Source organism: Thalassococcus profundi (assembly GCF_003344785.1).
Classification (GTDB): domain Bacteria; phylum Pseudomonadota; class Alphaproteobacteria; order Rhodobacterales; family Rhodobacteraceae; genus Puniceibacterium; species Puniceibacterium profundi.
Genome location: NZ_QPMK01000007.1, coordinates 126,264 through 145,946 on the forward strand (window position 1 = coordinate 126,264; position 19,683 = coordinate 145,946).

Annotated in this window: 22 protein-coding genes; 16 read left to right on the plus strand and 6 right to left on the minus strand. The window is 67.4% G+C overall.

The features are described 5' to 3' along the window. On the plus strand, positions 1–1,731 hold the full coding sequence (locus DU478_RS11565) for a type I secretion system permease/ATPase (protein ID WP_114511124.1): 1,731 nt from the start codon (positions 1–3) through the stop codon (positions 1,729–1,731). 3 nt (positions 1,732–1,734) lie between these two features. Further along, a complete protein-coding gene (locus DU478_RS11570) occupies positions 1,735–3,048 on the plus strand; it encodes an HlyD family type I secretion periplasmic adaptor subunit (protein ID WP_114511125.1) in 1,314 nt (437 codons plus the stop codon). A 268-nt stretch (positions 3,049–3,316) separates the two neighbouring features. Here the strand turns inward: DU478_RS11570 and DU478_RS11575 are convergent, their stop codons facing one another. Further along, positions 3,317–3,544 (minus strand): DUF6356 family protein, encoded by a 228-nt coding sequence (locus DU478_RS11575; RefSeq protein ID WP_114511126.1) that lies wholly within the window; start codon positions 3,542–3,544, stop codon positions 3,317–3,319. Positions 3,545–3,644: 100 nt separating this feature from the next. Between DU478_RS11575 and DU478_RS11580 the strand changes: the two genes are divergently transcribed. The 4 genes from DU478_RS11580 to DU478_RS11595 all read left to right on the plus strand — a co-directional run bounded on the left by DU478_RS11580 (position 3,645) and on the right by DU478_RS11595 (position 5,459). Further along, positions 3,645–4,106 carry an Lrp/AsnC family transcriptional regulator gene (locus DU478_RS11580; RefSeq protein ID WP_114511127.1) on the plus strand — a complete coding sequence of 154 codons (462 nt, stop codon included), beginning with the start codon at positions 3,645–3,647 and terminating at the stop codon, positions 4,104–4,106. Between the two features lie 10 nt (positions 4,107–4,116). Next, complete coding sequence (locus DU478_RS11585) at positions 4,117–4,572, plus strand: DUF6173 family protein (RefSeq protein WP_114511128.1); 456 nt, start codon at positions 4,117–4,119, stop codon at positions 4,570–4,572. A 99-nt stretch (positions 4,573–4,671) separates the two neighbouring features. Beyond that, positions 4,672–4,806, plus strand: a complete 135-nt coding sequence (locus DU478_RS11590; RefSeq protein ID WP_114511129.1) for an aa3-type cytochrome c oxidase subunit IV — start codon at positions 4,672–4,674, stop codon at positions 4,804–4,806. 26 nt (positions 4,807–4,832) lie between these two features. Continuing rightward, positions 4,833–5,459: a hypothetical protein gene (locus tag DU478_RS11595; RefSeq protein WP_199488331.1), complete on the plus strand. Its 627-nt coding sequence runs from the start codon at positions 4,833–4,835 to the stop codon at positions 5,457–5,459. A 4-nt stretch (positions 5,460–5,463) separates the two neighbouring features. On the opposite strand, the gene DU478_RS11600 is transcribed toward DU478_RS11595, so the two are convergent. Together DU478_RS11600 and DU478_RS11605 are read right to left on the minus strand one after the other, a co-directional pair. Beyond that, entirely contained in the window at positions 5,464–5,790 is a 327-nt protein-coding gene (locus DU478_RS11600; protein ID WP_114511130.1) for an AzlD domain-containing protein, read from the minus strand. Continuing rightward, positions 5,787–6,482: an AzlC family ABC transporter permease gene (locus DU478_RS11605; RefSeq protein ID WP_233501207.1), complete on the minus strand. Its 696-nt coding sequence runs from the start codon at positions 6,480–6,482 to the stop codon at positions 5,787–5,789. The genes DU478_RS11600 and DU478_RS11605 overlap by 4 nt, the downstream gene beginning before the upstream one ends. A gap of 66 nt (positions 6,483–6,548) precedes the next feature. Here DU478_RS11605 and DU478_RS11610 point away from each other — a divergent pair, with 66 nt between their 5' ends. From DU478_RS11610 to DU478_RS11630, 5 genes are read left to right on the plus strand one after another with little or no spacing between them, the layout of a single operon-like run. Further along, positions 6,549–7,436: a formate dehydrogenase accessory sulfurtransferase FdhD gene (locus tag DU478_RS11610; protein ID WP_114511132.1), complete on the plus strand. Its 888-nt coding sequence runs from the start codon at positions 6,549–6,551 to the stop codon at positions 7,434–7,436. Continuing rightward, the gene (locus tag DU478_RS11615; protein WP_114511133.1) at positions 7,433–7,849 is read left to right on the plus strand and encodes a cytidine/deoxycytidylate deaminase family protein; all 417 of its coding nucleotides are present in this window, start codon (positions 7,433–7,435) and stop codon (positions 7,847–7,849) included. Before DU478_RS11610 ends, DU478_RS11615 begins: the two co-directional genes overlap by 4 nt. After that, positions 7,846–8,478, plus strand: coding sequence for a molybdenum cofactor guanylyltransferase MobA (mobA, locus tag DU478_RS11620; protein ID WP_114511134.1), 633 nt, complete (start codon positions 7,846–7,848; stop codon positions 8,476–8,478). Before DU478_RS11615 ends, mobA begins: the two co-directional genes overlap by 4 nt. Next, entirely contained in the window at positions 8,475–8,966 is a 492-nt protein-coding gene (mobB, locus tag DU478_RS11625) for a molybdopterin-guanine dinucleotide biosynthesis protein B (protein WP_114511135.1), read from the plus strand. Before mobA ends, mobB begins: the two co-directional genes overlap by 4 nt. Then, entirely contained in the window at positions 8,963–11,122 is a 2,160-nt protein-coding gene (locus DU478_RS11630) for a molybdopterin-binding protein (RefSeq protein WP_114511136.1), read from the plus strand. Before mobB ends, DU478_RS11630 begins: the two co-directional genes overlap by 4 nt. Before the next feature lie 117 nt (positions 11,123–11,239). On the opposite strand, the gene DU478_RS11635 is transcribed toward DU478_RS11630, so the two are convergent. Together DU478_RS11635 and greA are read right to left on the minus strand one after the other, a co-directional pair. Further along, on the minus strand, positions 11,240–12,247 hold the full coding sequence (locus tag DU478_RS11635; RefSeq protein ID WP_114511137.1) for a hypothetical protein: 1,008 nt from the start codon (positions 12,245–12,247) through the stop codon (positions 11,240–11,242). 19 nt (positions 12,248–12,266) lie between these two features. Continuing rightward, entirely contained in the window at positions 12,267–12,737 is a 471-nt protein-coding gene (gene greA / locus DU478_RS11640) for a transcription elongation factor GreA (protein ID WP_114511138.1), read from the minus strand. 364 nt (positions 12,738–13,101) lie between these two features. Between greA and DU478_RS11645 the strand changes: the two genes are divergently transcribed. The 3 genes from DU478_RS11645 to DU478_RS11655 all read left to right on the plus strand — a co-directional run bounded on the left by DU478_RS11645 (position 13,102) and on the right by DU478_RS11655 (position 17,553). Further along, positions 13,102–14,751, plus strand: coding sequence for an electron transfer flavoprotein-ubiquinone oxidoreductase (locus DU478_RS11645; RefSeq protein WP_114511139.1), 1,650 nt, complete (start codon positions 13,102–13,104; stop codon positions 14,749–14,751). 266 nt (positions 14,752–15,017) lie between these two features. Beyond that, on the plus strand, positions 15,018–16,739 hold the full coding sequence (locus tag DU478_RS11650) for a tetratricopeptide repeat protein (RefSeq protein WP_114511175.1): 1,722 nt from the start codon (positions 15,018–15,020) through the stop codon (positions 16,737–16,739). Further along, positions 16,726–17,553: a 4-(cytidine 5'-diphospho)-2-C-methyl-D-erythritol kinase gene (locus DU478_RS11655; RefSeq protein WP_114511140.1), complete on the plus strand. Its 828-nt coding sequence runs from the start codon at positions 16,726–16,728 to the stop codon at positions 17,551–17,553. The genes DU478_RS11650 and DU478_RS11655 overlap by 14 nt, the downstream gene beginning before the upstream one ends. On the opposite strand, the gene DU478_RS11660 is transcribed toward DU478_RS11655, so the two are convergent. Further along, the gene (locus DU478_RS11660; RefSeq protein ID WP_114511141.1) at positions 17,546–18,547 is read right to left on the minus strand and encodes a polyprenyl synthetase family protein; all 1,002 of its coding nucleotides are present in this window, start codon (positions 18,545–18,547) and stop codon (positions 17,546–17,548) included. The genes DU478_RS11655 and DU478_RS11660 overlap by 8 nt on opposite strands. Positions 18,548–18,601: 54 nt before the next feature. On the opposite strand from DU478_RS11660, the gene DU478_RS11665 reads away from it, so the two are divergent. Further along, positions 18,602–18,817, plus strand: coding sequence for a putative signal transducing protein (locus DU478_RS11665; protein WP_114511142.1), 216 nt, complete (start codon positions 18,602–18,604; stop codon positions 18,815–18,817). Beyond that, the gene (locus tag DU478_RS11670) at positions 18,807–19,580 is read left to right on the plus strand and encodes a tRNA1(Val) (adenine(37)-N6)-methyltransferase (protein ID WP_114511143.1); all 774 of its coding nucleotides are present in this window, start codon (positions 18,807–18,809) and stop codon (positions 19,578–19,580) included. The genes DU478_RS11665 and DU478_RS11670 overlap by 11 nt, the downstream gene beginning before the upstream one ends. The last annotated feature ends 103 nt before the right edge of the window (positions 19,581–19,683 follow it).

Consider the following 19,683-nt stretch of genomic DNA (forward strand, 5'->3'; position numbering starts at 1 on the left):
ATGGCCAGGAACACCGCATCCCGCGAGGGCGGAACGATCTACGCCCAGGCGCTGACGCGCCTGCGGCGCAGCTTTGTCGGCGTCGGGCTTTTCAGCGCGGCGGTCAACATCCTGATGCTGACCGGCCCGATCTTCATGCTGCAGGTCTACGACCGGGTGCTGTCCTCGGGGTCGGTTGCGACGCTGCAGGCGCTCTATGCCATCGTCGTCGTGCTGTTCGTCTTCCTCGGCATCTACGATTTCCTGCGCACGCGGCTGCTGTCGCGCGCGGCGTATCGGCTCGACCAGGACGTGGGCCCGGCCGCGCATGACCTCTGGGTGCGCTCGGCTCTGCAGGAGACGCCAACACTTGCCCGGCCCCTGAACGATCTGGCCGTGGTCCGCGGTTTCCTGCCCGGCCCGGCGATGCTGGGCCTGTTCGATCTGCCGTGGATCCCGCTCTACCTCGCCGTGGTCTTCGTGATCCATGTCTGGCTGGGCTGGCTGGCGCTGGCCGGTCTGGGCGTGGTCACCGTGCTGGCCCTGCTGAACCAGTGGATGACGCGCAAGCATCATGCCCAGTCGATGCGCATGGACGGCGCCGAAAGCTTTTTCGTCGACCAGAACCGCCGCAACGCCGAGGCCATCGTGCCGCTGGGCATGGCCGACCGCGTCACCGCGCGCTGGAGCGCCATGCACCGCGATGGGCTGGCCGTCGGCCAGCTGGGCGGCGACCGGTCCGAAGGCTTCGTCGCCACCTCCAAGTCGTTTCGCCTGCTGCTGCAATCCTCGCTGCTGGGGCTGGGCGGCTACCTTGCCCTGCAACAGGAGATCTCTCCGGGGATGATCGTCGCCGCGTCGATCATCGCGGGCCGGGCGCTGGCGCCGGTGGACGTGGTGCTGGGCCAATGGCGCAACGTCGTGCGCGTGCGCGAGGCACATGCCCGGCTGCACCAGGTCTTCGACGCGGCTCCCGAACCGCGGCCGGTGATCGACCTGCCCGCGCCGCAGGGGCACATGACCGTGGCCGCGATCACGAAGTTCGTCCCCGGCGCGCGCGCCGGGGAACGCCCGCCGATCCTCGACCAGGTGTCCTTCCGGCTCCAGCCCGGCGACGCGGTGGGCGTGATCGGCCCCTCGGCCTCCGGCAAGTCGACGCTGGCGCGCATCCTCGTGGGCGCGCTGCGGCCCGACCACGGAGAGGTGCGGCTCGACGGGGCCACCTTGTCGCAATGGTCCGACGCGGCGCTGGGACGGCACCTGGGCTACCTGCCGCAACGGCTGGAGCTCATCGCCGGCACGATCCGCGACAACATCGCCCGCTTCGATCCCGAAGCCGACGACGCCGCGGTGATCGACGCCGCCCGGATCGCCGGCGTGCACGAGATGATCCTGCAACTGCCCGACGGCTATGCCACGGCGCTGGGCCACGACAGCGCGCCGCTTTCGGGCGGGCAGTTGCAGCGTATCGGCCTGGCACGCGCGGTCTACGGCACGCCGCGATACGTGATCCTGGACGAGCCCAATTCCAACCTCGACGCCGCCGGGGACGACGCGCTGTCGCAGGCGATCCTGACCCTGCGCGAACAGGGCAGTACTGTCGTCGTCATGGCGCACCGGCCCTCGGCCATCGCCGCGGTCAACAAGGTGCTGGTACTGCACTCGGGTCGTGTCGCGGAATTCGGCCCGAAAGAGGACGTGTTGCAGAAATCCGTGCGCCCCCCGGCGGGCCGCCGAAAGGAAGAGGTCTGAGCCATGGGGACACAACCGAACCAGGGACCCGATCTGCGCACCGGCATGAAATGGCCCGGCATCCTCGGCATGCTCGCCACCGTGGCGCTCTTGGGCGGCGGCAGCTTCTGGGCCGCCACGACCGAGATCAGCGGCGCGGTGATCGCCATCGGCAGCGTCGAGGTCACGGGGCGTCCGAAGTCGGTGCAGCATCTCGATGGCGGTATTATCGACGATCTGCGCGTGAGCGACGGCGATTTCGTGGACCGCGGCGAAGTGCTCGTGCGGCTCGACGACACCACGCTGCTGGCGAACCTGTCGATCTACCGCACACGCCTGTCCGAAGCACTGGCGACCCGGGATCGGCTTGTCGCCGAGCAGCGCGAGGATGCCACCATCGCCTTTGCCGACCCGGACCCGCTGATCGGCGACGTCGATCACGCCCTGCACCAGTCCGGCCAGCGCGAGGTGTTCCTGGCGCGGCAGGAGCTCGAGGCGGGGCGCAAGGAGCAGCTGACCGAGAAGATCCGGCAGTTCGAGAACCAGACGACAGGCGTCAACGCGCTGATCGAGGCCAAGCGCCAGCAACTGACGCTCGTGGACGACGAACTGACGGCGCTGAAGACGCTCACCGAGAAAGGCCTGGCGCGAGCCAGCCAGCTTCTGGCGCTGCAACGGTCGCAGGCGGATCTGCTGGGCCAGATCGCCGAGCATCAGTCGGAACTGGCGCGCATCCAGAACTCGATCCGGGATACCGAGCTCGAGATGCTGCAGGGCCAGCGCCAGACCAAGGAAGAGGTCGTGACGCAGCTGCGCGAGATCACCACCACGATCCAGGAGTTGCGCCAGCAGATCCAGACCACGCAGAAACAGCTCGACCGCGTGGCGATCCGCGCGCCCAGCAGCGGGCGCATCCATGAATTGCAATACACCACCATCGGCGGTGTCATCCCGCCCGGCGGCACCATCCTCAGGGTCGTGCCGCTGGACGAAGGGTTCGGCCTGCGGACGCGCATCGACCCTGCCTCGATCGACCAGGTCTATCCCGGCCAGCCCGCCAAGGTTCGCTTTCCCGCCTTCAACCAGCGCAGCACGCCGGAACTCGCGGGCTCTGTGCGCGACGTGTCGGCGACGACCTCGGTGGACGAGGTGACGGGGCAGAGCTTCTACTGGGTGGACGTCGCCGTGTCCGAGATGGAACTGGCGCGGCTGGGCGATCTGGCGCTGGTGCCCGGCATGCCGGTGGAGGCCTACCTCACCACCACCGACCGCACCGTCCTGAGCTACCTCACCAAGCCGCTGACCGACCAGCTGAACCAGGCCTTCCGCGAAGATTGAGCTTAGGGTCAGGATCCATTGCTCCTGCACCGTCAGCGCCTCAAAATGCGCGATTTCAGATGTTTGGCACGCGCGGGGAGGGCTGGCTGCCTTGTCAAGCGGGCCGAGTGGCTGAAAGCGTGCATTTCGAGGCGTCCGAAGGATTTGGCGGTTTTTCCGTTCTGCTGCCTCTCAATGCATTAAAATAGAACCACTATTTCGGCAGCATTGCTCGTTGCAGGACAGAAAATCTGCCAAACTGACGGTGCAGGAATAATGGGTCCTGACCCTAATGCGCGTGGCGGCGGGCGATGCGGCCGTGCAGGCGGGACAGGATGCGGCTGGCCGTGGTCTGGCACAGGGCCGGGATCAGCGCGTGTACCAGCGCTGCACCCGCCGCCACCGTCAGCCAAAAGGCAAAGCCCAGGGCAAACTGCATGTGCTGTGCGTAGCTTTCATTTACCGAGGCGGGATGATCGTGGAACAGGCGTTTCAGCGGGGTCGACAGGGCGGTCATGGAATTCTCCTTTCGGGTTGGCGCCTTGTCGCAGGGATCACCCGGGCAGCGATCCCAAATCTCCCTACCCATTCGCAAAATATTGGGATAAAATCCCGACATGAACGAAAAGATGGATGAAATGGATCGCAAGATCCTCTCGCGCCTGCAAAAGGATGCCAGCCAGAGCGTCGACGAGGTTTCGACCGCCGTCGGTCTGTCTCGGAACGCCTGCTGGCGCCGCATCCGGATCATGGAAGAGGCGGGGATCATCACCCGCCGCGTTGCGCTGCTCGATGCGGCCAAGGTCGGCTGCCCGTTGCACGTCATCGTGCAGGTGCGCACCGGGTCCCATGACGCGGCGTGGATGGACCGGTTCCAGAAGGTCGTGCGCGCCATGCCCGAGGTCATGGCCGCCTATCGCATGACCGGCGACCTCGACTACCTGTTGCGCGTGCGGGTCGCGGACGTCCCCGCCTACGACGCGTTTTACAAGCGCGTGATCGCGCAGGTTCCGCTCTCGGACATCTCGGCCAGTTTCGTTATGGAAGAGATCAAGGACAGCACCGCGCTGCCACTCTGAAAGGACCGAAATGACCGACGAGATCGCCACCCTCGCCGAAGTGCATGAAGCCGACGCCCTGCCGCGCAAGATCGACGTGCATTGCGACAGCGACGCCGATTGCGCGCCCGAGACGCTGCCCGAGGCGGTGACCCGCAAGCCCGTCGCGTCGAAATCCGCCGCCGAATGGGCCTATGAACGCCTGGTGCTCTACATCCGCGATTTCGAATCGCAGCTCGATGCCGAACAGGAGATCGCCATGGGATTCACCGGCGGGCAGGCGGGCGTGCTGCGGATCGAGGGCATGGGCTATTTCGACCCGGATATCGTGACCTTCTACGGCGTCGACGAACAGGGGATCCGCACCCAGCTGATCCAGCACGTGACCCAGCTGGGCGTCACCTTGCGGGCGCTGCCGCGGATCGCCGACCGCGCCGAGCCGCGGCGCATCGGCTTTCGCCTCGCCGCCGGGCTGGGGAGCGCCTGACCCCGCGGGGCCGCGTCGAAATGCGGCTTTGTGACGTGGTGACAGGGCCGGAATTATACGCTATCCACCCCCGAAAAGCACATCCAAGGGAACCGGATCATGGCAGAACACAAGCACGGCGAGATGGATATCTCGGTCCAGGAAAAGACCTTCGCGGGCTTCATCAACTTCACCATCAAGACGGTGGCGGTCATCATCGTTGCGGTGCTGCTTCTGGCGATGTTCAACGCCTAAGACCGGTTGGGTCCGAAAGGAATTCCATGACGCGCCTGGCTTTCGGACTGGCGGCGGGCCTCGCGCTGAGCCTGCTTGCGGGCTGTGCTTCGGACACCAGCCCCAACGACGCGACGCCCGAGGAGGTGAGCCGCGCCGCCTATCGCCACGACGGCCCCCCGGCGCTGACGCTCTTCACGATGATCAACAATCGCTCCGGCGCGGGCGCGCACACCAGCCTGATGGTCAACGGCTCGCAGCGCGTGGTCTTCGACCCAGCGGGGTCGGTGCGCCATTCGGCGGTGCCCGAACGCGGCGACGTGCTTTACGGCATCACGCCGCGGATCGAGGACTTCTACGCCCGCGCCCACGCGCGCGAAACCTTCCACGTGGTGATCCAGCGTATCGAAGTGTCGCCCGAGGTGGCTGAAAAGGCCTTGCAACTCGTCACGACGAACGGTCCGGTGGCGCAATCGCGCTGCACCGCCAGTACCGCGGCGATCCTGCGCCAGCTGCCGGGGTTCGAGAGCATCTCGGGGACCTGGTTTCCGAAGAACCTGTCGGACCAGTTCGGACAGCTTCCGGGCGTGACGGAGACCAAGCTGTTCGAGACCGATTCCGACGACAAGCGGAAAGCGATCGAGGCGTTCGAGCCGGCAGCGTCGCGCGGCTGAGCGGTCAGGGCAGCGCGTAGCCCAGCCCGATCAGCGTCACCGCGCCGCAGACCATCGCCAGGATCACGTTCTTGCTGAAATACCCCACGCCGAAGGTCACCGCCGCCGCCGCCAGCCGCGTCGGATCCGGCTGCCCGTCCGTTGCGCCGGGCCATAGCACCAGCGGCGCCACCAGCGCCGGCAACACCGCGACGGCAGTATAGCGCAGGTGCCGCAGCAGCCAGTCGGGCAGAGGCTTGTTGCCGACCAGGCCGAGAAAGACGAAGCGCATCACGAAGCTGCCGACGCCGAGGCCGGCGATGACGATCCAGAGTGCCGTATCGTCGATCATGTCCGCGCCCTCCGCTCGAGCATCAACTCGGTCCGCGCGCCCGCCATCATGCCGCCGACCCCGCCGACGATCAGGCCCAGGTTGTAGGGCAGCCAGGCGAAAGCCAGCGCCAGCCCCACTGCCGTCGCCGCCGCCACCTTGTGCGCCGGGGTGCGCAGCATCGGCGCGATCATCGCGAGGAAGGCGATCGGCACGGCAAAGTCGAGCCCCAACTCGGTCGGTATGGCCGATCCCAGCACCGCGCCCAGCCAGGTGGCGAAATACCACGGCGGGCAGATCGGCGTGGCGAGGCCGAAGAAGTAGCCGACCTTTTCGGACAGGGTCATGCGCGGGCGGCGGTCGAATTCGAGGATCGACCCGGCATAGGTCTGGTCCACCAGGAAATACGAGATGAACACCCGCTGCCAGAGCGGCGCCGGCCCGAGGTGCGGCGTGAGCGACGCCGAATACATCGCCATCCGCATATTCACCGCCAGTGCCGAGGCCAGCGCCACCAGCGTCGGCGCGCCTTCGTTCAGGAGTTGCAGCGCCGTGAACTGCGCGGCCCCCGCGATGACCACCACGGAAAAGCTGACCGCTTCGCTGATGCTGAGACCCGATTCGGTTGCGACCACGCCGAAAAGCATGCCAAAGGGGAAGACCATGATCAGGAAGGGCAGCCCGTCGCGCAGACCCCGCCAGTAGCTTGACATTGCTTGGGTCCCCGCCATGACTGTCCCCTGTTCCGACCCGCACTGGCTACTCACTGGACGCAGAATATGCAATCGCCGCCGACCCCCGATCACGCCGGTTACCTCATCGCCCCGGACCCCGCCGCGCCGCGCTTGACGCGGGCCGTGACGGGCCGCGACCACACCGGCGCCGAGGTGTCGCTGTCGGTGGTCGAGGAACGGCCGCTGACGATCTTCCTCAACAGCCAGGAGGTCGTGACGGCCATGACCATCGGGGATTACCCCGAGTACCTGGCGCTCGGGTTCCTGCGCAACCAGGGCATGCTGCGCGACGGTGAAGAGATCACCGGCATCGACTATGACGAGGATCTCGAGGTGGTCGTGGTGCGCACCGCCAGCCAGACCACCTACGAAGAGAAGGTCCGCAAGAAGACCCGCACCAGCGGCTGCGCCGTGGGCACCGTCTTCGGTGACATGATGGAGGGGCTGGACAAGGTGCGCCTGCCGCAGACCGTGCTGCGCACCTCGTGGCTCTACGCGCTGGCCAGGACGATCAACACCACCCCGTCGCTCTATCTCGAGGCCGGGGCCATTCACGGCACGGTGCTCTGCCAGCAGGACCGCCCGCTCGTCTACATGGAGGACGTGGGCCGGCACAACGCCGTCGACAAGATCGCCGGATGGATGCTGCATCATGGCGTCGGGGCGGAGGACAAGATCCTTTACACTACCGGGCGGCTGACCTCCGAGATGGTCATCAAGACCGCGCTCATGGGCATCCCGGTTCTGGCCTCGCGCTCGGGTTTCACCGCCTGGGGGGTCGAGATCGCGCGCCAGGTGGGCCTGACCTGCATCGGCCGCATGCGCGGCAAGCGCTTCGTCTGCCTCTCGGGCGACGACCGGCTGGTGCGTGACATCGACCCCGACTCCGTCCCCGAAGAAGCGCGCAAGTCCGGCCGGAAAGGCGGCGCATGACCCTGCCGATGCGCCCCGACGCCCTGCAGGCCGAAGCCATCGCAGAGGCCCGCCGCTTCATCGCCGCGCGCATTCGCGGTGATTGGCATTCGGTCGCCTCCGTCGTGCTCACCGCAGCCGGGGCGCGCTACATCGGCATGAACCTCGACAGCACCCTGCCGCGCGCCAGCATCTGCGCCGAGCCGGTGGCCATCGGCATGGCCATGGCCGCCGATCCCGACGACCGCATCCTCTTCTGCGCCGCCGTCAACCGCCATGGCCGGGTGATCCCGCCCTGCGGGTCCTGCCGCGAGCTGATGCTGGACTATGCGCCGGACGCGCTGATCGCGATCCCGCACGGAGACGAGTTCCGCGCGGTGCCCATGCGCGAGCTGATGCCCGACGCATACAAGCACGACCGGAGGAAACCGTGACCCCGCTGCCGGGCGTCATCCTCGCCGGGGGGCTGGCCACCCGCATGGGCGGCGGCGACAAGGGTCTGATCGCCGTCGCTGGCAAACCGCTGCTGGCGCATGTGATCGACCGGCTGGCGCCGCAGGTGACCGCGATGGCGCTCAATGCCAACGGCGAGGCATCGCGGTTTGCGCCGCTGGACCTGCCGGTGCTGCCCGACAGTGTGGGCGGCTTCCCCGGTCCGCTGGCGGGGGTTCTGGCCGGGCTCGACTGGGCGGCGGGGCAGGGGGCGCGCTGCATCGTCACCGTCGCTGCCGACACGCCGTTCTTTCCCGCGGAGCTGGTGGCGCGGCTGCTGTCGGCCTCCGAGGGCCAGGCGCACCCGCTGGTGCTGGCCGCGACCGAAGGCGACGCGCAGACCAAGAGCAAATCGCGTTCGGGCCTCATCCGCCACCCGACCTTCGGCCTCTGGCCCGTGTGCCTGCGCGACGACCTGCGCGCGGCCCTGGGCGAGGGATTGAAAAAGGTCGTGCTCTGGACCGACCGCCACGGCGGACGCGAGGCGGTGTTTCCAAGCGACGGCTTTGATCCCTTCTTCAACGTCAACACGCCGGACGACCTGGCAGCAGCGGAGGCCCTGGCGCGATGAGGCTTTACGGCGTGACCGGCTGGAAGAACGCTGGCAAGACCGGCCTGATGGAGCGTCTGGTGACCGAGATCACCGGCCGCGGCCTGACCGTAAGCACCGTCAAGCACGCGCATCACAGCTTCGACGTCGATCACCCCGGCAAGGACAGCCACCGCCACCGCGTCGCGGGCGCGAGCCAGGTGCTGCTCAGCTCGCGCAACCGCACCGCGCTGATGACCGAGCTGCGCGGCGCCGAGGAACCGACGTTGGAGACGCTTCTGGCGCAGCTGGCACCCGTCGATCTGGTGCTGGTCGAAGGCTACAAGCGCGACCGTCACCCCAAGGTCGAAGCCTTCCGCGCCGAAACCGGCAACCCGCTGATCGCGCCCGGCGACCCGACCATCCGCGCCATCGCCGCCGACAGCCCCGTGGACAGCGACCGCCGCGTCTTCGACCTGAACGACACCGCAGCAATTGCCGATTTCATCCTGGAGGAGGTCGGGCTGTGACCGGCTTCGACACCTTCGTGATGGTCGATTGGTCGGCGGGCAAACGCGGCCCGGCGCGTCCCACGAAGGATTCGATCTGGATCGGCATCGCGCGCGGCGGCGTGTCCGACGATCCGCTCTACTGCCGGTCGCGGCAGGAGGCCGAGGCGCTTCTGGGTGACCTCATCGAGGCTGAGCGAACAGCGGGCCGCCGCACGCTGATCGGCTTCGACTTCCCCTTCGGCTACCCGAAAGGTTTCGCCCGCGCCGTGACCGGGCAGGACGACCCCTTTGCCCTCTGGGCCTGGCTCGCGGCGCGGATCGAGGATGCGCCTGACGGCGCCAACAACCGTTATGACGTGGCCGAGGCGATCAACGCCTGTTTCGACGGGCCGGGGCCGATGTGGGGCAAGCCGCACAGGGACCGCTGGCCGGGTGTGCCCTACCGCAAGGAAGGCATCCGCTACGAGACCGTGGCCGAACGCCGCCGCTGCGACCTCGTGGCCAAGGCGTCCTCCTCCTGCTTCCAACTGGCGTTTCCGCCGACGGTGGGCGGGCAGATCCTCATGGGCCTGCCCGTGTTGCACCGCCTGCGCCAGCGTTCGGGCGTCGCGGTCTGGCCCTTCGACGACTGGCAGGCGGCCCCCGTCGTCCTGGCCGAGATCTGGCCCGGTATCATCGAGGCCGCGGTGAAGCGGGCGCTCGCCGACGCGGAGGCCGGTACGATCCGCGACGCCATGCAGGTGCGCCTCCTGTCGCTGGCCCTCTCGCGCCTGCCCGTGGCAGAGCTCCAGGACATGATGACCGGCCTTCCCGCCGAGGCGTCGGAAGAGGCCTGGATTCTCGGCACGGGACAGGAGGCCCGGTTGAAGCAGCTTGCCGATCCCACGCGTGCCGCCGCGCAGACGCCGGATCCGGCGCCCCTCGCGCCACCGCCCCTGCGCAACGACTGTTTCGCCCTGCCCGCCGGGGTGGACTGGACCCCCGTCGACGCGGCGTTGGCGCTGCTGCGCGACCGGCTGTCGGTGGTCGTCGGCACCGAAACCGTGCCGCTGATGCAGGCGGGGGGACGCGTGCTGGCGGCGGATGTGGTGGCGCGCCGCGCCAACCCGCCGCACCCCAACACCGCAGTGGACGGCTACGGCTTCGCCCATGCCGCAATCGGCACAGGCGACGTGCGCCTGCCGCTCGCCGAGGGCCGTGCCGTCGCCGGGAAGCCCTACGGCGGCATCGTCCCCCTTGGCCATGCGCTGCGCGTCCTGACCGGGGCCGACCTGCCGGAAGGCGTGGACACGGTGGTGCTGGACGAGGATGTGACCCTCGGCACCGGTGAAATCGCCTTCCGCGGCGGGCTCAAACCCGGCGCCAACACCCGCAAGGCCGGGGAGGATGTGAAAACCGGCGACACCGCTCTGGCAGCAGGACGGATCCTGACCCCGGCGGACCTCGCGCTCGCCGCCGCCGTGGGGCATGGCGACCTGCCGGTCTACCGCCGCCTGCGCGTCGCGGTAATCTCCACCGGTGACGAGCTGGTCGAGCCGGGAGACACCGCGGGCGACGGCCGGATCTTCGACGCCAACCGCCCGATGCTGCTGCCGATGATCGCTCGCTGGGGCTACGCGCCCGTCGATCTGGGTCGCGTCCCCGACGATCGCGACCGGCTGCGCGCGGCTTTCGACGATGCGGCCGAAACAGCCGACGTGATCCTGACCTCGGGCGGCGCGTCGGCGGGAGACGAGGACCACGTCTCGGCCCTTCTACGGCAGGCTGGGGCCATGCAGGAATGGCGCATCGCCCTGAAACCGGGCCGTCCGCTAGCCCTCGGTCTCTGGCACGGCACCCCGGTCTTCGGCCTGCCGGGCAACCCGGTGGCGGCATTGGTCTGCACGCTGATCTTCGCGCGGCCCGCCATGGGCCTGCTGGCCGGCGCCGGCTGGACCGCGCCGCAGGGCTTCGACCTGCCCGCCGCCTTCGAGAAACGCAAGAAACCCGGCCGCCGCGAATACCTGCGCGCCCGCATCCGGCAGGGCCGCGCCGAGGTTTTCCGCTCCGAAGGGTCGGGGCGCATCTCCGGCCTCAGCTGGGCCGAGGGCCTCGTTGAGATCGGCGACGACGCCCGCCACATCCGCCCCGGCGATCCGGTCCGCTACATCCCCTTCGGCAGCTTCGGACTCTGATCCGCCTTCATCTTGCCGATAAACCTTCAGAGAGCACGAGAGCGCAGTCTTGACGCGCCATTGTGCAAGCCCAATGGACGGCGCCACTCGAATCCGCGCACCGCGCGGATGTCCGGTTCAGTCGAAGGTTCCGGCCACCCGCCCCAGCAGCATGAAGGCCCGCGATGTCCGCGTGTTGGCGAACTCCGACACCTCGGCATCGCTGGCCAGTGGCGCGAAGCGCGCGAAAGTCCGGTCGAAGAGCCGCAGGAAGTGATGCGCCGCGTCGCGGAAGATCGGATCCTGCTTCATCCGCGCCGCCGTCAGCGCCAGCGAGGACCTGTCGCGGATGCCGCCCAGCGGCGCGATGGCCCGGCCGCGGTCGCCCTCGGCGAAACGGCGCCAGACATCGGTGCGGGCGGCGTCGGGGCGCAAGTCGTCCATGTAGATGCCGTCCTGACTGAGCAGGGTCAGCACGTCCTGCGCCGCCTGAACCAGCTGCGCCGATGGGCGGTCGCGCAGTGCCCGGCGCAGTGCGGCGAACCCGGCCTCGTCCTGCGCGGTTTCAGGAAAGTTCAGCGCCCGGATCAGATCGGCGTTCGACAGCGGCGGATCGAGCGTGTCGGCGGGCGTTCCCAGCGCCAGCGCCGCCTGCCCCCCGGCGGCCCGGTCGCCGGGGCCTGCCGCGGCCACCGCGGGCGGCGTGTTGCGGGTCGAGACGAACATCGCCAGCGCGGTTTCGGTCTTCTTCTGCGCCGCCGCGATGTCGTCGAGCTTTTTCGAGATCGTCTGGTCCGGCCCAGCGGGTTTGCCCGACGCCGCCTGTGCCTGCGAGACGTAGGCGTGGCGGATGGCGTCGATGGCGGATTGCAGCCGCGCGCTTTCCTCGCGCATCACGCGGGTGGCGCGGGTCGCCGTCGCGGCGACCCAGATCATCGCCACCGGCAGGAACAGGGTCATCAGCGTCAGCAGGAAGCGAATGCCGTCGGTGCCTTCGCCGCCCGCGAACAGAAAGTACCCGCCCGCCAGCAGCAACCAGACGACGCTCAGCGCCGCGGCGGTGATCTCGATTCCGGACACCTGCGATCCGTCGCGGCGATCGTAAAGACCCAGCGGTGTTGAGCGCGATTCGGATTTTTCGGACATTGTCCCGTTCCCGTCTTACTCAGACATAGGCGATCTTGAGCACTTCGTAGGACTTGTCACCCCCGGGCGTGCGCACTTCGACGCTGTCGCCCTCTTCCTTGCCGATCAACGCCCGGGCGATCGGCGATTTTATGTTGAGCAGGCCCTTTTCGATGTTGGCCTCGTGCTCTCCGACGATCTGCCAGACCTTTTCCTCGTCGGTGTCCTCGTCGACCAACGTGACCGTGGCGCCGAACTTGATGGGGCCCTTCAGCGTCTTCGGGTCGATCACCTCGGCAAGGCCCAGCACGCCCTCGAGTTCCTTGATCCGGCCCTCGATGAATCCCTGCTTTTCGCGCGCCGAGTGGTACTCCGCGTTTTCCTTCAGATCGCCCAGTTCGCGCGCCTCCGCGATCGCCTGGATCACGGCCGGACGCTCGACGGATTTGAGCTGTTTCAACTCGGCCTGAAGCGCGTCGTTGCCCGCCCGGGTCATCAGGATCTTTTCCATGGGTCACCCAAAAAATTGAACCGCACATCCCTTTTCGGAATGGCGGTGTCGTTTGTCAGAACTCACGCTCAAGTGAGCATTGCCAGCGTCCGAATGCAAGCGGGAATCCGGGCGCGCGCGGCCCGCCGCCGCCTCCGTCGGCCGTCCATGACCGCCCGCCCGCGCGCCCCTGGGGCAAGGGTCCGCCGCGGTCCGCGCCGGACGCTTCGGACGCGGGCCGATCCGGCTGGCGACCCGGTGCAATCGTCGCGTTCGCGCGGTTTTACGTCGTGTTCCGATTGAATTGAGCGGGGGGCTGGTTTAGCTCCATTCGGTAAAGTTTTCGCCGGGGTCACGCCGGACAGCAACAGGGGAGCCGCCAGACATGGCCGATATCGAACGCGAAGCGATGGAATATGACGTGGTGATCGTCGGGGCGGGACCCGCGGGCCTGTCTGCCGCGATCCGCCTCAAGCAACTGGACGCCGATCTGAACGTGGTCGTGCTGGAAAAGGGCTCTGAGGTCGGCGCGCATATCCTGTCGGGCGCGGTTCTGGACCCGGTGGGCCTCGATGCGCTGATCCCCGACTGGAAGGAGAAAGGCGCGCCGCTGAACGTGCCGGTCCGCGAGGACAATTTCTACATGCTGGGCGAGGCGGGCAAGCTGCGCGTGCCGAACTTCCCGATGCCGCCGCTGATGTCGAACCACGGCAATTACATCGTGTCGATGGGCAATGTCTGCCGCTGGATGGCCGAGCAGGCTGAGGCACTGGGTGTCGAGATTTTTCCGGGCATGTCCTGTTCCGAACTGGTCTACGGCGACAATGGCGAGGTCAAGGGCGTCGTCGCAGGCGTCTTCGGGCTCGAACCCGATGGCAGCTACGGCCCCAACACCGAGCCGGGGATGGAGTTGCATGGCAAGTACGTCTTCCTGTCCGAAGGCGTGCGCGGCTCGCTTTCCAAGGAAGTCATCGCCAAGTACGACCTCGCCAAGGGCAAGGAGCCGCAGAAATACGGCCTTGGCATGAAGGAAATCTGGGAAATCGACCCCGAGAAGCACCGCGAAGGCACGGTCACCCACACCATGGGCTGGCCGCTGGGCAAGAACGCGGGCGGCGGGTCGTTCATCTATCACCTGGAGAACAACCAGGTCTACGTGGGCTTCGTGGTGCATCTCAACTACGAGAACCCGCACCTCTTTCCCTACATGGAATTCCAGCGGTTCAAGCATCACCCGATGGTCGCGGAGCTGCTGAAAGGCGGCAAGCGCGTCGCCTACGGCGCCCGTGCGATCTCCGAAGGCGGGTTCCAGTCGATGCCCAAGATGGTGGCCCCGGGCGTTGCGCTGCTGGGCTGTTCGGTGGGCATGGTCAACGTCCCGCGCATCAAGGGCAACCACAACGCCATGCTGTCGGGCAAGGCCGCCGCAGAGGCAGCGCATGCGGCGCTCAAGGCGGGTCGTGCGTCGGACGAGCTGTCGGATTACGAGACCGAAGTCCGCACCGGCGCCATCGGCAAGGATCTCTGGAAAGTGCGCAACGTAAAGCCGATGTGGTCCAAGCGCGGGCTTCTGGCATCGCTGACCCTGGGCGGCATGGACATGTGGGCGAACACCTTCGGCCTGTCGCCGCTTGGCACCATGGGTCACGGCAAGTCCGACGCCGAGGCGACGGGCGAGGCCAAGAAGTTCAAGGCCATCGACTACCCGAAACCCGACGGCAAGCTGAGCTTTGACCGGCTGACCAACGTGGCCTTCAGCTTTACCAACCACGAGGAAAGCCAGCCCGCGCATCTCAAGCTCAAGGACGACAGCGTCCCGGTGAGCGTGAACCTGCCGAAATACGCCGGCCCCTCGGCGCGCTACTGCCCGGCGGGGGTCTATGAATTCGTGCAGGAAGAGGGCAAGGATGCGAAGTTCGTGATCAACTTCCAGAACTGCGTGCATTGCAAGACCTGCGACATCAAGGACCCGAGCCAGAACATCAACTGGACGGTGCCGCAGGGCGGCGACGGGCCGAATTACCCCAACATGTAAGGCAAGCGGGGCGGGACCGGTCCGGCACGAAGAGGAGCCGATAGATCGGCCGACGGCTGGAACGGTCCGCCCGTCCGGCGCTCCGGGCCCGTTTTCGGACAGGGTACCCCGCGACTTTGACGTGATCACCCGCCCCGAACGCCCGCGCTTTCGGCGCTCACAGAATCGTTTCTACACCCGGCAAGCCTTCGCTTGCGCCATGGATTGCACCCTTACCGTGCAAAGGATACGCTCTGCCAATCGTGATCAGGCAGGAGGCACGGGAATTGGGCGATTGGGCAAAGACACTGTTGCGCGGTACCGCTTTGGCGCTGGTTCTGGGCGGTCCGGCCTTGGCACAGGCTCCGGGACTTGCGGGCGACTACCTGGCCGCGCGCCACGCCAGCATGACCGGCGATTTCAAGGCGGCGGCCGAGCATTACGGCCGCGCCATCATCTATGATCCGGAAAACGCCGAACTGCTCGAACTGGGCATCCTGTCCAACCTGGCGCTGGGCGACATGGAGCGCGCCATCGCCCTGGCCGAAAAGCTGGCCGAAAAGGGCCAGCGCAGCCAGGCCGGTCAGATGGTCCGCGTGGCCGAGTTGGGCGCCAAGGAAGACTATACCGGCATCCTGAGCCAGCTTTCCGAGGACCGCGGCGCGGGGCCGCTCGTGGACGGGCTGACCAAGGCCTGGGCCGAACTGGGCCGCGGTGATATGAGCGCCGCCATCGTGCAGTTCGACGAGATGGCGCAATCCGATGGGCTGGGGCCCTTCGCCAGCTATCACAAGGCTCTCGCGCTCGCTTCGGTCGGCGATTTCGAGGGTGCCGAGGCGCTCTTTGCCGCGCAGGTGGCGGGCGGTATGCAACTGACCCGCCGTGGTGTCATGGCGCGGGCCGAGATCCTCAGCCAGCTGGAGCGCAACGAGGAAGCCGTGGCCTTGATCGACGACGCCTTCGGCGCCGATACCGATCCGGGTCTTTCGCAGATGCGCGCCGATCTCGCAGCCGGGGAACGGCTGTCCTTCACCCATATCCGCAGCGCGCGCGACGGCCTGGCCGAGGTCTTCTATACCCTCGCCGGCGCGCTCAGCAACGAAGGCAACGACGACTTTACCCTGCTCTATGCCCGCGTCGCGCAATACCTGCGGCCTGATCATACCGACGCGATCCTGCTGACGGCGGAACTGCTGGAGCAGCTTGGTCAGCACGACCTGGCCGTGCAGACCTACAAGACCGTGAGCCGCGACGACCCGTCCTTTCACGCCGCCGAACTGGGGCGCGCCGGGGCCCTGCGGGCCGATGAGAAGACCGATGCCGCGATCGAGGTGCTGGAACAGCTGACCCGCACCCACGGCGACCTGCCTGTCGTGCAGTCGACGCTGGGCGACACCCTGCGCCAGCAGGATCGGTTCCAGGATGCGATCGAGGCCTATACCCGCGCGCTCGACACCTTTTCCGAGCCCGCGCCGTCGCAGTGGTTCCTCTACTATGCACGCGGCATCTGTCACGAACGGCTCGGCAACTGGGAAGAGTCCGAGGCGGATTTCCGCGCGGCGCTGGAGCTCAACCCGGATCAGCCGCAGGTGCTGAACTACCTTGGCTATTCGCTGGTCGAACGGCAGGAGCAGCTGGACGAGGCGCTGGAGATGATCGAACGCGCCGCCGCCGCGCGCCCCGACAGCGGCTATATCGTCGACAGCCTGGGCTGGGTGCTCTACCGTCTGGGCCGCTACGACGAGGCGGTCGGCCACATGGAACGGGCGGCCGAGCTGATGCCGGTGGACCCGGTGGTCAACGATCACCTCGGCGACGTCTACTGGGCCGTTGGACGCAAGCTCGAGGCGGAATTCCAGTGGCGCCGGGCGCTGTCCTTCGTCGATCTCGAGGACGTGTCGGAAGACGCCGACCCGGAGCGCATCCGGCGCAAGCTCGAGGTCGGGCTGGATACTGTGCTGAAAGACGAAGGCGCGCCGCCCCTCGCCGTGGCCAATGGCAGCAACTGAGGCCTTCGCCCCGGCCAAGCTGAACCTGACCCTGCACGTCACCGGCCAGCGTGCCGACGGCTATCATCTGCTCGATTCCCTCGTGGTCTTTGCCGATGTCGGCGACCGCCTGACCCTGACGCCAGGTCCTGCGATGCGGATCGACCTCTCTGGTCCGTTCGCCACCGGCGTTCCCACCGATGCGCGCAACCTGGTCTGGCGCGCGGCAGAGGCGGCGGCGTGGTGCGGGCATATCGCTTTGGAGAAAAACCTGCCGCATGGCGCGGGGATCGGCGGCGGATCGTCTGACGCGGCGGCGGTCCTGCGCGCGATTGCGGGCAGGGGGGCAGGGGCCGATGTCGCGCTGTCGCTTGGCGCCGACGTGCCCGTCTGCCTGTCGGGCGCGCCGCAACGGATGCAAGGGGTCGGAGAGCGCCTGTCCCCCGTCCCGGACGTTCCGGCGCTGGACCTCGTGCTCGTCAATCCCGGTGCGCATGTGGCGACGCCGGACGTCTTCCGCGCCATGGACCGCCGCGACAATCCGGCGATGGACGTCTGCGGCGCATGGCCCGACCGCGGCGCTTTCCTGCGCTGGCTTCTGGATCAGCGCAACGATCTGCAAGAGCCCGCCTGCGGCATCGCGCCCGCGATCCGCGACGCGTTGGCGGCACTGAAAGATGCAGAGCTGTCGCGTATGAGCGGTTCTGGCGCCACATGTTTCGGCATCTATCCGGACGAAGTGGCGGCGAAAACCGCGGCGCAGGAAATCGCCGCCCGGCATCCCGGCTGGTGGGTTGTCGCCACCCGCACCAGCGCCAGCCCCAAGGTCAGTTGATTCGCGCCACCACGTAATCCGACAGGTCCGCCAGCATGTCGCGCAGGTCGCTTTCGGGTAGGGTCAGGATCGCGGCCTTGGCCTTTTCGGCCCAGGTCAGCGCCTCTGTCCGCGTGGCGTCGAGCGTTCCGTGCCGGTGCAAGAGGTCCAGCGCATGGTCGAGGTCGCCATCGCGCTGGTCGCCCTTTTCGATGGTCCGCGACCAGAAGGCGCGTTCCTCGGCATCGGCCATCGCCACCGCCTTGATCACCGGCAGGGTCAGCTTTCGCTCGCGGAAATCGTCGCCGACGTTCTTGCCCGTGGCCTTGGCGTCGCCCTGGTAGTCCAGCAGGTCGTCGACGATCTGGAAAGCAATCCCCAGCGCGTCGCCATAATCGAAAAGCGCCTGCACCTGCGCATCGTCCGCGCCCGCGATGACGCCGCCCACCTCGGTCGCCGCCGAAAACAGCGCCGCCGTCTTGCCCCGCACCACCTGCAGGTAGATCGCCTCGGTCGTGGCCAGGTTCTGCGCGGCTGTCAGTTGCAGCACCTCGCCCTCTGCAATCGTGGCGGCGGCGTCGGAGAGGATGTTCAGCACCCGCAAATTGCCGGTCTCGGTCATCAGCTGGAACGCGCGGGCAAAGAGGTAGTCGCCCACCAGCACGCTCGACTTGTTGTCCCACAGAAGGTTCGCCGTGGGCCGCCCGCGCCGCTGCGCGCTTTCGTCGACCACGTCGTCGTGCAGCAGCGTCGCGGTGTGGATGAATTCCACCGTCGCGGCCAGGTGCACATGGTACGGCCCGCCATAGCCGCACATCCGGGCGGCGGCCAGCGTCAGCATCGGGCGCAGGCGCTTGCCGCCCGCATCGACCAGATGCGCCGTGACCTCGGGGATGCGCGGCGCGTGTTTCGAAGCCATGCGCGCGCGGATCAGCGCGTTCACCTCTGCAAGGTCCGCGTCCAGCGTGGCGGCGAGCCGGTCATGCGGCTTTGCGACGGGGGTGTCCAAGCTCATCATTCTCCCTCGGCGCGGCTCGACAGCGGCGCGCGGCGTCCTTATCTATCCGTCATGGAAGAGCTTTTGCGCACCAATGACATCACACTGATCCCGCTCGCCCGCACCATTCTTGAGGACGAGGGTATACCCACCTTTGAATTGGACGTAAACATGAGCGTCCTCGAAGGCAGCATCGGCATTTTGCCGCGGCGGCTGATGGTGCGCAGCGCCGATCTGGACGACGCCAAACGCATCCTGCGCATGAACGGGGTGCGGTTTGAGGACTGAGCCCTTTTCCGGGGATGCGCTCAGTTGCGACGATTTCCTCGGCGGTCGTCTCAAGCTCTGGCAGCCCCGCGACGGCTACCGCGCCGGGGTCGATCCGATCCTTCTGGCCGCCGCCGTTCCCGCCAGCACGGGCGACAGCGTGCTCGAATTGGGCTGCGGCGCGGGACCGGCGATGCTGGCGCTGGCGGTGCGAGTGCCGGGCGTGCAGGTCTGCGGTGTCGAGGTTCAGCCGGGCTATGCCGATCTTGCCCGACGCAACGCGGCGCTGAACGACATCGCGGCAGACGTCACCTGCGCCGACCTGAGCGATCTGCCCTCCGACCTGCGGCAACGGCAGTTTATGCACGTGCTGGCAAATCCGCCCTATTTCAGCGCCGGGTCGCGGGTGGCCGCCGGGGATGCGGGCCGCGAGACCGGGCTTGCCACCGACCGCCCCATGGCCGACTGGGTGGCGGTCGCCGCGCGCCGCACTGATCCGCGCGGCACCGTGACGATGATCCAGCGCGCCGAGCGTCTGCCGGAGCTTCTGACCGCATTCCAGGCGCACCTGCACTCGGTCCGCGTTCTGCCTTTGGCGCCACGCGCGGATCGCGACCCGAAACTGGTCATTGTGCAGGCGCGCCGCCAGGGAAACGCTGCGTTTCGGCTCCATGCCCCCTTGGTCCTGCACGAAGGCGCCGCACATAAGGGGGATTTCGAAGCTTACAACCCTGATATTAAGGTAATTCTGCGCGATGGCGCAGCATTGGCGATGCCTCGCTGACCCTGCCCGTTCAACAGGCAAGGTAACGCTTTGGTAACGGTATGATGCGACTGCAGCGTGACAGAATGAGAATTCTATGCTGCACTGAAATCCCAACCCATCC

Coding starts and splice junctions, on each gene's coding strand:
- DU478_RS11605 (WP_233501207.1), bottom strand. CDS start 6,482: ATGTCAAGCTACTGGCGGGGTCTGCGCGACGGGCTGCCCTTCCTGATC.
- mobB (WP_114511135.1), top strand. CDS start 8,475: ATGAGGCTTTACGGCGTGACCGGCTGGAAGAACGCTGGCAAGACCGGC.
- DU478_RS11595 (WP_199488331.1), top strand. CDS start 4,833: ATGACGCGCCTGGCTTTCGGACTGGCGGCGGGCCTCGCGCTGAGCCTG.
- DU478_RS11600 (WP_114511130.1), bottom strand. CDS start 5,790: ATGATCGACGATACGGCACTCTGGATCGTCATCGCCGGCCTCGGCGTC.
- DU478_RS11615 (WP_114511133.1), top strand. CDS start 7,433: ATGACCCTGCCGATGCGCCCCGACGCCCTGCAGGCCGAAGCCATCGCA.
- DU478_RS11665 (WP_114511142.1), top strand. CDS start 18,602: ATGGAAGAGCTTTTGCGCACCAATGACATCACACTGATCCCGCTCGCC.
- DU478_RS11580 (WP_114511127.1), top strand. CDS start 3,645: ATGAACGAAAAGATGGATGAAATGGATCGCAAGATCCTCTCGCGCCTG.
- DU478_RS11585 (WP_114511128.1), top strand. CDS start 4,117: ATGACCGACGAGATCGCCACCCTCGCCGAAGTGCATGAAGCCGACGCC.
- DU478_RS11570 (WP_114511125.1), top strand. CDS start 1,735: ATGGGGACACAACCGAACCAGGGACCCGATCTGCGCACCGGCATGAAA.
- DU478_RS11660 (WP_114511141.1), bottom strand. CDS start 18,547: ATGAGCTTGGACACCCCCGTCGCAAAGCCGCATGACCGGCTCGCCGCC.
- DU478_RS11655 (WP_114511140.1), top strand. CDS start 16,726: ATGGCAGCAACTGAGGCCTTCGCCCCGGCCAAGCTGAACCTGACCCTG.
- DU478_RS11590 (WP_114511129.1), top strand. CDS start 4,672: ATGGCAGAACACAAGCACGGCGAGATGGATATCTCGGTCCAGGAAAAG.
- DU478_RS11635 (WP_114511137.1), bottom strand. CDS start 12,247: ATGTCCGAAAAATCCGAATCGCGCTCAACACCGCTGGGTCTTTACGAT.
- greA (WP_114511138.1), bottom strand. CDS start 12,737: ATGGAAAAGATCCTGATGACCCGGGCGGGCAACGACGCGCTTCAGGCC.
- DU478_RS11575 (WP_114511126.1), bottom strand. CDS start 3,544: ATGACCGCCCTGTCGACCCCGCTGAAACGCCTGTTCCACGATCATCCC.
- DU478_RS11645 (WP_114511139.1), top strand. CDS start 13,102: ATGGCCGATATCGAACGCGAAGCGATGGAATATGACGTGGTGATCGTC.
- DU478_RS11565 (WP_114511124.1), top strand. CDS start 1: ATGGCCAGGAACACCGCATCCCGCGAGGGCGGAACGATCTACGCCCAG.
- DU478_RS11610 (WP_114511132.1), top strand. CDS start 6,549: ATGCAATCGCCGCCGACCCCCGATCACGCCGGTTACCTCATCGCCCCG.